At 51.9% G+C, this 11,473-nt stretch carries 11 protein-coding genes and 1 pseudogene; 3 read left to right on the top strand and 9 right to left on the bottom strand.

From position 1 onward, the window contains the following. Positions 1-142: 142 nt before the first annotated feature. From AAAU26_RS09450 to AAAU26_RS09425, 6 genes are all read right to left on the bottom strand, one after another. Positions 143-1,483, bottom strand: a complete 1,341-nt coding sequence (locus tag AAAU26_RS09450; RefSeq protein ID WP_227619661.1) for an MATE family efflux transporter — start codon at positions 1,481-1,483, stop codon at positions 143-145. A gap of 154 nt (positions 1,484-1,637) precedes the next feature. Next, the gene (locus tag AAAU26_RS09445) at positions 1,638-2,666 is read right to left on the bottom strand and encodes a siderophore ABC transporter substrate-binding protein (protein WP_217212445.1); all 1,029 of its coding nucleotides are present in this window, start codon (positions 2,664-2,666) and stop codon (positions 1,638-1,640) included. Positions 2,667-2,695: 29 nt separating this feature from the next. Continuing rightward, positions 2,696-3,448 (bottom strand): iron ABC transporter ATP-binding protein, encoded by a 753-nt coding sequence (locus AAAU26_RS09440; protein ID WP_098924066.1) that lies wholly within the window; start codon positions 3,446-3,448, stop codon positions 2,696-2,698. A 4-nt stretch (positions 3,449-3,452) separates the two neighbouring features. Beyond that, the gene (locus AAAU26_RS09435; protein ID WP_227619660.1) at positions 3,453-4,421 is read right to left on the bottom strand and encodes an iron chelate uptake ABC transporter family permease subunit; all 969 of its coding nucleotides are present in this window, start codon (positions 4,419-4,421) and stop codon (positions 3,453-3,455) included. Next, positions 4,418-5,389, bottom strand: a complete 972-nt coding sequence (locus tag AAAU26_RS09430) for an ABC transporter permease (RefSeq protein WP_227619659.1) — start codon at positions 5,387-5,389, stop codon at positions 4,418-4,420. Before AAAU26_RS09430 ends, AAAU26_RS09435 begins: the two co-directional genes overlap by 4 nt. 301 nt (positions 5,390-5,690) lie before the next feature. Further along, positions 5,691-6,194: a CarD family transcriptional regulator gene (locus tag AAAU26_RS09425; RefSeq protein ID WP_227619658.1), complete on the bottom strand. Its 504-nt coding sequence runs from the start codon at positions 6,192-6,194 to the stop codon at positions 5,691-5,693. A 304-nt stretch (positions 6,195-6,498) separates the two neighbouring features. On the opposite strand from AAAU26_RS09425, the gene AAAU26_RS09420 reads away from it, so the two are divergent. Both AAAU26_RS09420 and AAAU26_RS09415 read left to right on the top strand, forming a co-directional pair. Then, positions 6,499-7,902 carry an MATE family efflux transporter gene (locus AAAU26_RS09420; RefSeq protein ID WP_227619657.1) on the top strand — a complete coding sequence of 468 codons (1,404 nt, stop codon included), beginning with the start codon at positions 6,499-6,501 and terminating at the stop codon, positions 7,900-7,902. Further along, a complete protein-coding gene (locus tag AAAU26_RS09415) occupies positions 7,899-8,477 on the top strand; it encodes a cytidylate kinase-like family protein (RefSeq protein ID WP_227619656.1) in 579 nt (192 codons plus the stop codon). The genes AAAU26_RS09420 and AAAU26_RS09415 overlap by 4 nt, the downstream gene beginning before the upstream one ends. Positions 8,478-8,584: 107 nt before the next feature. Here the strand turns inward: AAAU26_RS09415 and AAAU26_RS09410 are convergent, their stop codons facing one another. Further along, on the bottom strand, positions 8,585-8,836 hold the full coding sequence (locus tag AAAU26_RS09410) for a DUF6061 family protein (protein WP_227619655.1): 252 nt from the start codon (positions 8,834-8,836) through the stop codon (positions 8,585-8,587). A gap of 571 nt (positions 8,837-9,407) precedes the next feature. Between AAAU26_RS09410 and AAAU26_RS09405 the strand changes: the two genes are divergently transcribed. Beyond that, entirely contained in the window at positions 9,408-10,313 is a 906-nt protein-coding gene (locus AAAU26_RS09405) for a peptidoglycan-binding domain-containing protein (protein WP_055186213.1), read from the top strand. A 143-nt stretch (positions 10,314-10,456) separates the two neighbouring features. Here AAAU26_RS09405 and AAAU26_RS09400 read toward each other — a convergent pair whose 3' ends face one another. Together AAAU26_RS09400 and AAAU26_RS09395 are read right to left on the bottom strand one after the other, a co-directional pair. Beyond that, the gene (locus tag AAAU26_RS09400; protein ID WP_128118058.1) at positions 10,457-11,233 is read right to left on the bottom strand and encodes a hypothetical protein; all 777 of its coding nucleotides are present in this window, start codon (positions 11,231-11,233) and stop codon (positions 10,457-10,459) included. Between the two features lie 15 nt (positions 11,234-11,248). Then, a pseudogene (locus AAAU26_RS09395) lies at positions 11,249-11,473 on the bottom strand (hypothetical protein); the annotation flags it as partial.

Here is an 11,473-nt window from a genome sequence, read left to right as displayed (position 1 = left end):
CAAATCTTCCCCATTTCGGGAGCTTTTGCAAATACTGTTTTATGGGAACTCTGCTACGGGGAACGCCCTGTTGTACATATCGCTATCGTCTGTGGATCTTGGCAGGGTGCGTCCGGGTGGCGCATCCTGTTTTTGTTTTGCCTTATTTTCCCTTGTTCCGCAGTTCTTTTTTCGTTGCCCACAGACTGTAAGCGCAGGCGATCACCTCGGACACCCAGAACGCAAACCACGCCCTGTCGATGCCCATGGTGCGGATGAGCAGCCACAGGCAGGGCACCAGCACCACCAGCTGCCGCAGGGCACCGCCGATCATGTTGACCATGCCGTTGCCCAGGCCGGAGGCAAAGTAGCCGCACAAGATCGTGATGACCGCGAACAGGAAGGTCATCGAGATGATGCGCAGGGCGGGCACACCAAAGGCCAGCATCTCGTCACTGGCAGAGAACAGCCCCAGCAGCTGCGCCGGGAACAGCAGGAATACCGCCGTGCCGCACAGGGCAAACACCACGCCGGTGGGCAGCAGCACCTTCCATGCCTGCTTTACCCGGTCCGACTGACCACTGCCATAGTTGAAGCCCACCACCGGGATGGCTGCCTGTCCCAGACCATTCACCGGCATCATCAGGAAGTTTTGCAGCTTATAGTAGATGCCGAAGAACGCCACTGCCGTGGAGGACACCCCCAGTAGAATGCCATTGACCGCAAAGGTCATCACACTGCCGATGGCCTGCATCACGATGGTAGGCAGACCCACCCGGTAGATGTCGGCCACATCCTGCCACAAAAAGCGGTAGCCCTTCAGTCGGACATGGATGACCGGGTTTTTGACACGATTGAACCACAGCGCCGCCGCTACGCCGATGAGCTGCCCGATGACGGTGGCAATGGCTGCGCCCCGGATTCCCATGGCCGGGCAGCCCAGCAGACCGAAAATCATAATGGGGTCGAGAATAATGTTGACCACTGCGCCGATGATGAGGGAAATCATGGACAGCACCGTGTCACCCACGGCCTGCAAAAGCCGCTGCCCGTAGGTCTGCAAAAAGATGCCCCAGCAGAACACAAGGTTCACCGAGAAATATTCCCGGCACAGCTGCTGCAATTCGGGATCGTTGGTCAGGGCGGCAGCGATCTGGTTCGAGAACAGCAGCCCCACCAGCGTAAACACCAGCGAAGTGCCCAGCATCAGAAACAGCCCAGTGGTGGCGGCACGGCAGGCTTCCTCCGGCTTTTTCTGCCCCAGCTTCCGGGAGAGCAGGGCGTTCAGACCAACGGCGGTGCCCACGCCGATGGCGATCATCAAAAACTGGATGGCATATACAAGAGAGGCGGCAGTCAAGGCCGTTTCCGACAGCCGTGCCACAAAAATGCTATCCACGATGTTGTACAGCGATTGGATGAGCAGCGACAGCATCAGCGGTACCGCCATGGTGTACAGCAGGGGGCGGATGGGCATTTCTGCCAGTTTGTTTTTTGGGTTCATAGGTTCTCCTTTTTCGGGCAAACAAAAAAGCGTGAAATCGTTGAGGGGTAGCTTTCCCTCAGGATTTCACGCTTTGTAAGCCGGCTTTTTGTATTCTTAACGGAAGGTATTATACCGGAGTTTTTTCAAAATTGCAAGAAGAATTTTGAAAAAATCACAGCAGTGCGCTTTCCAGATCGCTCAGCATTTCGTTCAGTGCCTGAATGCCGCCCTCTGCGGTGTACCAGACATTCGGGTGTGCCAGATAAACGATGTGGCCATTCTTGTAAGCATCTGTGCTCTTGACCAGCTCGTTTTCCAGGATCTCCTGTGCCAGCTGTGCGCCATCGGTGCCAATGGCTGCATCGCGGTCCATTGCGAAAATGTAGTCGGGGTTCTTGTCCACAATGAACTCGAAGGAAGCCTCGTTGCCGTGGGTCGAAGTGTCGATATTGGCATCTACGCCGATATTCTCAAAGCCGATCTCCTTGCCGATGATGGAGCAGCGGCCATCGTTGCCCAGAACATTGAAGCTGCCGCTGGTGGTCATGCCGACGATGGCAGTCTTGCCCTCCGCAAAGGCTTTCAGGGCGTCGATGCGGCTGTCAAAGTCCGCCATCAGGCTTTCCACCTGATCTTCCAGACCAAAGATAGAAGCGATGGTCATGGCGTTTTCACGGGTGCTTTCCACAACGCCCTTTTCGGCATCGGTCGCAAGGAAAACGACGGGTGCGATCTCGCACAGAGCATCATAGGATTTGGACAGGCGTCCGCCGATAAAGATGATGTCCGGCTCACAGGCCATGACCGCTTCCATATCGGCCTCCTTGATGTTGCCAAGGTTCGCAATGCTTTCATTGGTGACATAGCTCTGAAGATAGTCCAGAGAGGTGGATGCCGTGCCGACCACACGGTCGCCAACGCCCAGTTCATCCAGAATGTCCAAAGAAGCAAGGTCGAGGATCGCAATGCGCTGCGGGTCAAAGGGCACTTCCACATCTACCAGTTCCTTTGCACCGTTGAACGCCTTGATGGTCACAGATTCCGGTGCAGCTTCCGAGGAAGTGGCAGCTTCGCTGGATGCAGCCACAGAGGATGCCACGGAGCTTGCCGTGGAGGAGGAAGCGCCGCAGGCGGCGAGAACACCCGCTGCACTCACAGCGGCCATAGCGGTCAAAAACGAACGACGAGAAATTTTCTTCATAAGAATGCTCCTTTTAGAAAGTACTGAAATCAATAATATATCGACAAAGGCTTGCCTTCGATCTGCATGATCTCAAAGTCCACCTTGTAGATATCGGACAGGTTTTCTTTGGTGATCACTTCCTGCACCGTGCCAAACTTTGCGATTTTTCCATCCACAAAGGCACAGATGTAGTCGGAATAAAACGCAGCATAGTTGATCTCGTGCAGAACAAGGATCACCGTTTTGCCCAGCTCATCGCACAGGCGGCGGACGATGCGCATAAGGTTGGTTGCGTGGTAAATATCCAGATTGTTGGTCGGTTCATCCAGCAGGATATACTCGGTATCCTGCGCAATGACCATGGCTATATAGGCACGCTGCCGCTGACCGCCGGACAGTTCATCGATGAACTGCTCCTCAAAATCGCCCAGCTCCATGTAGGCGATAGCGCGGTCAATGATCTCGTTGTCCTCTTGGGTCAGCCGCCCGCCGGAGTACGGAAAGCGGCCAAATGCAACCAGTTCCCGGACAGTCAGCTTCATCTGGACATTGTTGGCTTGGGTCAGGATGGCGAGCCGCTTGCTCAGCTCCCGGCTTTTCCAGCGCGTGATCTCTGTTCCCTCAAAATCCACAAGACCGCTGTCCCGTGCGATCAGCCGAGACAGCATTCCCATCACGGTGGATTTTCCTGCGCCGTTCGGACCGATGAGGGAAAGGACTTTGCCTTTCGGAATCTCAAAACTCACGCCATCGACAACGGCTTTGCCATCGTAGCGTTTGGTGATCTCTTTTACAAACATGGTGTTATGCCTTTCTCTGGGTGAGCAGCAGATACAGGAAATACACGCCGCCGCCCACGGTGATGAACACGCTGACCGGAACCGAGTAAACGAACACCCGCTCCACCAGAAGCTGTCCGCCGATCAGAACGACCATACCGAACAAAACAGAGCCGGTGATGAGCTGGCTGTGCCGGTAGGTACGCAGGAACTGCCGGGAAAGGTTGGCAATGATAAGCCCCAGAAATGCCAGCGGCCCGACCATAGCGGTGGCTGTTGCAATGTACAGCGTGACCCCCAGCAGCAGGCGGCGAATGCAGCGGTCGTAATCTACGCCCAGATTGATGGCCTGATCTTTGCCCAGTGTCAGAACGTCCAGCAGCGCAAGCTCTTTCCGGAAGGCAAAGGCGACCAGCGCCAGAACCGCAACGGACAGTGCCAGAATCGCCGAATTGACATTGGAAAAGCTGGCGACCAGATCCGTCAGCAGCGTGTCGTACTCGTTGGGGTCCATCACACGGGTCAAAGTCGTCTGGATGCTGGAAAAGAACGAGGTCAACACCGTGCCGATGAGCAGGACGTACAGAACATTGTGGTTCGTTTTCTGGAACAGATAGCTGTAAATTACGGTGGCAACAGCGCCCATAATGGCGAGGTCTACCGCAAAGGCTGCGTTGGCATTGACCGCCAGAAAGCTGCCCGAACCCGCCACAAAGAACACCGCTGTGTGGATCAGCGAGTAAAGCTGATCCATACCCAGCAGGCAGGGCGTGACGATGGTGTTGTTGATGATGGACTGAAACACGATGGAGGCACTTCCAATGGCAAATGCCGTGATGAGCATGGCGATCAGCTTGGGCGTGCGGATGCGCATGGCGTAGGCAAATAATTTTTGGTTTTCAAAGTGGACTCCGACCGTCATATAGCCCGCACAGGCCAGCAGAACAAGAAGCAGAAGGATCAGCAGGCGCAGATGATTTTTGTGCGTTTTCATGCTGCACCTCCGGTTTTCTCGGTAGCTTTGCCCAGCCGGACTGCCTTTCGGCCATGCCGAAGCCGATACAGCAGCAGACCAACAAACAGGATACTGCCAATGACCCCAACGATCAGCTCGATGGGCAGCTCGTAGGGATAGATCACAACCCGTCCGATCATATCGCAGACCAGCACGAACACTGCACCAAACAGAGCGGTATCCACCAGCGTTCCGCGGATCTGGTCACCCTTGAACATTGCTACGATATTGGGCACGATGAGGCCGATGTAGGAGATCGAGCCGACCACCACAACAACGGATGCCGTGATCATGGCAGCAATGGTCAGACCCATAAACAGCACCAGATCATACGGAACGCCGAGGTTCTGAGAAAAATCTTTTCCCATGCCCACGATATTGAAGTGGTTGGCAAATACAAATGCCAGAATCACCAGCGGTACCGTCAGCCAGACAAGCTCATACCGCCCACGAATGACGGTGGAAAAATGACCAACCAGCCAGCTGGAAAGAGCCTGCGTCATTTCATATTTGTAGGCAAGATAATTGGTAACGCCCATTACGATGTTTGAGAACATGATGCCGACCAGCGGGACCATGACAATGTCCTTGAACTGGATACGCTGGATGAACCAGACAAAGACCCATGTACCGAGAACGGCACAAACGAAGGAAAAGGCAGCACGTCCCCACAGGGTAGAACCCGGTGCAAACAGCAAAGCCAGCAGAATGCCAAACTGTGCAGAAGAGATCGTTGCGCCTGTGGTGGGCGAAACAAACTTGTTCATGCAGAGCTGCTGCATGATAAGCCCCGCCACGCTCATGCCGATGCCTGTGCAGAGGATGGCAAGCAGACGCGGCAGGCGGGAGATCAGAAATATCTCCCATGTTTCCACGCTGCCTGTAAACAGGTCAGAAGGCCGGATGTCCAGCACCCCGACAAACAAAGAACAAACCGAAAGAATCATCAGCAGAACGCCGAGAAAAACGGTGGAACGATGATTACGAATGAAAAGCCCTCCTCAAGATTAGTGCAGACTAACTTTTTGAAAATAAAAAGAGAACGCCTGTGTGTGAAGAAACTGGTCTTACGTGTTCACACACAGCGCGTTCTGCTGGAGGGATTATATCATAAGGTATCGATGTGTTTCAAGTGGCAAACTCTCACGAAGGTTTTACATAGCAAACCATCCTTCTTTGTTGATTCCTACAAAGTTGCTCCGAACAAAAAGAGCCTTTGCATTTGTTGGTAAAAATCACCATGCGGCTTCAGCGCAAAACCTCCAGCAGACGCCTGCCGGCTTCCTGCTGCGATTCCCCAAACGCCACCGCCAGCTCCTCCCGCAGGACACGCTCTACCATCTGGTAAAAGTAGGTATCCATAGCGTTGATCTTTCGGCCGCGGCTTTGCTGCTGGGCCTGCTTTTGCCCCAGCTCCTTGAACAGGGTCAGGTACTGGTAAAAATCATTGGTGTGCAGCAGCGCCTGATAATGTTCTGCCAGCGCTGCCTGTACCCCCGCCGGGATGGGCAGCTTCTCCTCTTTGATGCGTGCAAGGTCGGCTGCTGCCTGCTGTGGCGGGGTCACCGGGCGCAGGGCATCTTCTTTTGCCGTGGGGATATAGCTGCGGTCATGGGAATCCGAAAAATAAGGCCGGAGGGTGTAGTACTCTCTGGCGGGCTCCTCGCAAAACCGCCGCAGCCCGACCCCTTCCACCTCGTGCACTCCCAGATTTCCGTAGACTACCAGCGCTCCCGCCTGAAACCGTGACATGGTATTTTCCTCGTTTCCTTGTATGGAAGGAGTGCAAAAACAGACTTTCCAGCGTAATTTTACTCTTTACTTTATTGTACCACGGTAGGTTGGCGGGCTTCAAAGGGCATCTTCCACAAAGTTTTCCTCGTGCAATCTGCGCAGAATGCCCAGTACAATTCTTGTGCAAAACTGCCTTTGCAAATTCCAGACAGGCGGGCTATAATAATTTCGTACAACGAGTAGCTCTCATGCGTAAAACCGGTTGCATGAGGGCTGCCCGTTGTTTTTATTTGCCCCAAAATGGAAAGGTAAGGTGAATCCCATGGAAAGTTCCAATCAATTTCTCGGCACGGAACGCATCGGCAAGCTGATGCAAAAATATGCGATCCCGTGCATTATTTCGCTGCTGGTCGGCGCACTGTATAACATCGTGGACCAGATCTTTATTGCAAACGCCAGCTATCTTGGCTCTTATGGCAACGCCGCCAATACGGTCGTTTTCCCCCTGACGGTGGTAGCACTGGCAATCGCAGTCATGATCGGTGACGGCTGCTGCGCCTTCGTCAGCATCAGCCTTGGGCAGAACGAGGTCCCCAAGGCAAAGCGGAGCGTCGGCAATGCGGTGGTGATGTGTCTGGTCAGCAGCATTGTGCTGGCCGCGCTCTATCTGATTTTTGCGGACACCATTCTTGCCATGTTCGGCGGAACAGTCAACGCCGAGACCTACCACCACTCGCAGGAATATTTCTTCTATATCACGCTGGGCGTGCCCTTTTATATGTTTGGGCAGGCCATGAACCCCATCATCCGCGCGGATGGCAATCCTCGGTTTGCCATGGTGTCCACCCTTGCGGGTGCGGTGCTGAACATCATTCTGGACCCCATCTTCATTTTCGGTTTCCGCTGGGGCATGATGGGCGCAGCGGTGGCTACCGTCATCGGTCAGCTGGTCACGGCGGTGCTGGCAGTGTGGTATCTGCTCCACATGAAGATCATTCGCCCGGCGTGGGCAGACCTTCGGCTGAAAGGCTCCATCTGCAGCCGCACCCTGACCCTTGGCATCACCAGCTTTCTGTCCCAGATCAGCCTTGTGGCGGCAATGGCAGCCATCAACAACATGATCCGCAAATACGGCGCACTGGATGCCGTGTTCGGGCAGGAGCAGTACGCCCAGATCCCCATGGCGGTGGTGGGCATCGTGATGAAGTTCTTCCAGATCGTCATCTCCATCGTGGTGGGCATGGCGGCTGGCTGCATCCCCGTGGTGGGCTTCAACATGGGCGCCAAAAAGCCCACCCGCGTAAAGGAGCTGTTCACGAAACTGCTGCTGGCAGAAGCCACCGTGGGTGCCGTTGCACTGGTGCTGGTGGAGGGCTTCCCGCGTCAGCTGATTGCCCTGTTCGGTGCCGCCAACGAGAGCGTCTACTACACGGATTTTGCAGTGCGCTCCTTCCGCATCTACCTGTGCATGATCATTCTGGCCTGTGTCAACAAGGCGTGCTTCATCTTTTTGCAGGCCATGGGCAAGGCAGCCGAATCCACCGCCCTGTCCATGGTGCGTGAGGTGGTGTTCGGCGTGGGCTTTGCCCTGCTGCTGCCCCGGTTCTTCGGGCTGGACGGCGTGCTGTACTCCATGCCCCTGTCGGATATCCTGACCTTCCTCATCGCAGGCTGTTTGATCTGCAAAACCTACCGTGAACTGAACGGGAAAGGAGAACTTGAATGAAAAAACGCATCATTACCATCAGCCGCGAGTTTGGCAGCGGCGGCAGGACCATCGGCAAGCTGGTGGCAGAGCATCTGGGCATCCGGTGCTACGACGCCGAACTTATCCAGAAATTGGCTGCCGAAAGCGGCTTTGACGAGAGCTACATCAAGGAGGCCGGAGAGTACACTCCCGGCGGCTTCCTCGCCTCTGCCTTCGCTGACCGCAGCTTCGGCCCCACCAACGAGGACCTGCTTTGGAAGCTGCAATACCGGATCATCCGGGAACTGGCAGAAAAAGAGCCCTGCGTCATTGTGGGACGCTGCGCCGATTTTATCCTGCAGGACCGCACCGACTGCTTGAAGGTCTTTGTCCATGCCGACATGAAGTTCCGGGCAGACCGCATCGTGCGGGTCTACGGGGAGCGAGAGGAATCTCCCGAAGCCCGGCTGAAGGAGAAGGACAAGCGCCGTGCTGCCTACTACCGCTTTTATACCGATATGAAATGGGGCGATGCCGCCAACTATCATATTGCACTGGACAGCGGGGTCATCGGCATTGAAAAGAGTGCGGAGATCATTGAAAGTCTTTCATAAGCTGTAACTTCCGGCAGTCTCTGAGCCGATAGCGCAAAACGCCGCCCACCTGCGTTCCGTTACGCAGGTGAGCGGCAGTTTTTGTCAATGGCGGTTTTATGGAAAAATCAATCTTCTAATCCGTGGCTCCCAGTCACATTCCTCAAATATTCCTCCGGGTCTCCGTTCAGGATCAAATCCGCATAGCCCAGCGGGTCATTGTAAATAAGATAGTCCAGCTCCGATCTCTGCGCCATGGTCACATCCAATTCATCCTCGACCCCAGTGCAGTCAATGGAGATCATTCTCCCATCCCGGAGCAGCAGCTCCACGCAGCCGGTGTCCATGTTGAATTTGCAGGCTCTTTCATCGTACTTCATGTTTGTGTCCTTTCTGCCTTACGGCACTCTTACAGTGGTCTGTCGTGCTTTTTTGTGATAAGGTCTAGGACGTTTTTCGATGGAAGCAAGGGATTCGCTCTGTTTTCCGAAGAATACAAAAATCCGAACCTTTCTCCTATTGGAAAAAAGTTCGGATTTTGTTGTTGTGGTGCACCTCCAGGGACTCGAACCCTGGGCCCACTGATTAAGAGAGCAAGCCGCCGGTTCGTCTCAATTCATGAAAGTTTCGAGTCATCGTTGCTTTTGAACAAGACGACGTGATTTTTCACCCGGCAATTTCTGCGCCCTTTGTCGAATTTTGCAGCGAAAAGCACCCTTTGCACGTTTTGAAACCGTGCAAAATCCGTGCAGAAACCGTGCACTTACTCTCTGACAAACAAAAATCACACTATCCACCACCGACTTGACGGCAATGGTTTGAGTGACCGACCCAGATATCCTAAATTATCTCTCTATGTTTACAAAACATCTGTGATTCTCTCTTTCTATTACGTAAGGACGCAAATGAAGGGCCCCATAAACGTCCTACTAAAAAAAGGAGATTATTACTATGTTACTCAAAAATGGAAGTACTGGCAACTATGTTATGTACCTGCAGTATGGACTGCATATCATGTGCTGCCCTCCGGGTAGTTTTGACAGCAAATTTGGCTCTGGTACTGAAAATGCTGTTAAGAAGTATCAGGGCAAAAAAGGTCTTACCCAAGATGGCATTGTTGGCGATGGTACATGGAACGCACTGGTAAGCGACATTAAAACCATCCAGCAGCTCCTGAAGAACAAAGGTTATTACGCCAGTACAGTGGATGGCCTTGCAGGTTCAGGCACTTATAACGCTGTTATCAGTTTTCAGAAAGCATCCGGCTTGACTGCCGATGGTATGGTCGGCAGTGCCACCCTAAACGCATTGAACGCTTCTTCGGGCGGTACAAGTGGTCAATCTCATTCAATCACTCTGCCTACTGATAGAAACTATCTTTGGGCACAGAAGAATCCGGACATTGTTAAGCTTGTTGGAAATAGTGGTTGCTCTCTTGTTGCCGTGTTGAATACCGCTAATATCTATGGGCCTCGTGAATTCACCCCTAACGAAGTCCTGACTGCCTGTGGAAATTGGGGTGCAAACGGTCTGAATACTTGGGCTCTTCCCAGCAAGTGCAATGGTAAAATCGACACGAGCAACTACACTCATGGCGGTAAGGAGCAGGCGACTGTATTCAGTGCAGTCAAAGCAAGTATTGACAATAACCTTCCCATCATTATTCGGCTCAACAGTAGCGATGGCAAAAAGACGCATTTTGTCACAGCGATTGCTTATACTGGCAGTTGCTCCTCTGCAAGCAGCATTTCCGTCATTGATCCTGCTGGTGGTGTCATTCGAACTCTTGAGGAAGCGGGAACTGCACGCAATGAAACCGTATACGGTGATTATATCGCAACCGCTCGTCGCTCCTAAATATCTCTACTCTCTTCATCAACAATAAGTTGTAAAGCATCATTTTTAACATATATCCCCCCCAAAGTCTTTTCTCAACTCTCGAAAAGGCTTCGGGGGGGATTTTTCAATGCCTATTATATGCAACACTTTTCACTATCTGCTTATCCAAGCTCAGGCGAGTGATATTTATTTACTCTCCACACATCCCCAACTTTTACCAACTGCATTTCATATTCGACTTTATTCATGTCATCATATGAATACTCATCATGTTCCTCATACGTTTCATTGGGATTATAGTATGCAATCATTACAAAATTTACTTGTGCTTCCGTTTTATTTTTCAAATAGTATCGCACTGAGCAGAAATCATCCGGATAATATTCTCCCACATATCCAGTAAAATATGGAATTTGTGCCAAATCATAGTCATCACAAACGGCAAGTTTTCCATTATAATTCACAAACTTTTTCTCAATTGAATCTTGTGACAAGAAATCATTTGTAAAAATAGATTTCATATATTCTTCAAACTCTTTATAAGAATTTTGATAGACCTCATAATCATGTCCGTTCAGTTTTACATATGTCGGCGCATTTTGCGTCATAGGCACAAAAGTCGGAGCATCTTCAATTTTAAAATTCAGTCCTTTTAAGTTACTTGATTGTCCCCAAAGTGCATAGTCTATTTTCTGCGCTTTTTCAAAAACAGTATATTGATCTTGATCTAAAAATACCGAGGTCGAATCAACTAACGTCTGGGAAAAATCTTGCAAATCATTTTTTTCTTCAGAATTGCATGAACTTGACGATGTATCCTGTGACGAAACTACTGTGGACATTGATGATGCTGTTGTATCATTCATTCCACATCCCACCAAATTCACCACAATACAACCTAGAATCACTATCATTTTTACACTTTTTGCACAATTCATATATGTTCTCCTTTTTTATAAGTTTATCAACATATTGGCCTGTTTCAAATCGTCCGTGTCAAGGTTCAAGCCAGACTGTGCCAGATTCATGCTGCGGAAAAGGTCATTTGCCACCTTGCCAATAAAGGACTTGTTGTTGTCGATCAGGCTGTCCAGCGCGGCAGCATCGCCTTTCTGTGCCAGCGCACAAAGCCGTTCATTCGTCTGCTTCATGGGCGTTTTCCTGCTCTGCGGCAGACT

Origin of the sequence: Faecalibacterium longum (assembly GCF_040094125.1) — a bacterium.
GTDB classification, from domain to species: domain Bacteria; phylum Bacillota; class Clostridia; order Oscillospirales; family Ruminococcaceae; genus Faecalibacterium; species Faecalibacterium longum.
This window is presented reverse-complemented; position numbering and strand designations above follow the sequence as displayed.

Excerpts from the sequence above, each read along its gene's own strand:
- AAAU26_RS09450 (WP_227619661.1), bottom strand. The coding sequence starts at position 1,483 with ATGAACCCAAAAAACAAACTGGCAGAAATGCCCATCCGCCCCCTGCTG.
- AAAU26_RS09445 (WP_217212445.1), bottom strand. The coding sequence starts at position 2,666 with ATGAAGAAAATTTCTCGTCGTTCGTTTTTGACCGCTATGGCCGCTGTG.
- AAAU26_RS09440 (WP_098924066.1), bottom strand. The coding sequence starts at position 3,448 with ATGTTTGTAAAAGAGATCACCAAACGCTACGATGGCAAAGCCGTTGTC.
- AAAU26_RS09435 (WP_227619660.1), bottom strand. The coding sequence starts at position 4,421 with ATGAAAACGCACAAAAATCATCTGCGCCTGCTGATCCTTCTGCTTCTT.
- AAAU26_RS09430 (WP_227619659.1), bottom strand. The coding sequence starts at position 5,389 with ATGATTCTTTCGGTTTGTTCTTTGTTTGTCGGGGTGCTGGACATCCGG.
- AAAU26_RS09425 (WP_227619658.1), bottom strand. The coding sequence starts at position 6,194 with ATGTCACGGTTTCAGGCGGGAGCGCTGGTAGTCTACGGAAATCTGGGA.
- AAAU26_RS09420 (WP_227619657.1), top strand. The coding sequence starts at position 6,499 with ATGGAAAGTTCCAATCAATTTCTCGGCACGGAACGCATCGGCAAGCTG.
- AAAU26_RS09415 (WP_227619656.1), top strand. The coding sequence starts at position 7,899 with ATGAAAAAACGCATCATTACCATCAGCCGCGAGTTTGGCAGCGGCGGC.
- AAAU26_RS09410 (WP_227619655.1), bottom strand. The coding sequence starts at position 8,836 with ATGAAGTACGATGAAAGAGCCTGCAAATTCAACATGGACACCGGCTGC.
- AAAU26_RS09405 (WP_055186213.1), top strand. The coding sequence starts at position 9,408 with ATGTTACTCAAAAATGGAAGTACTGGCAACTATGTTATGTACCTGCAG.
- AAAU26_RS09400 (WP_128118058.1), bottom strand. The coding sequence starts at position 11,233 with ATGAATTGTGCAAAAAGTGTAAAAATGATAGTGATTCTAGGTTGTATT.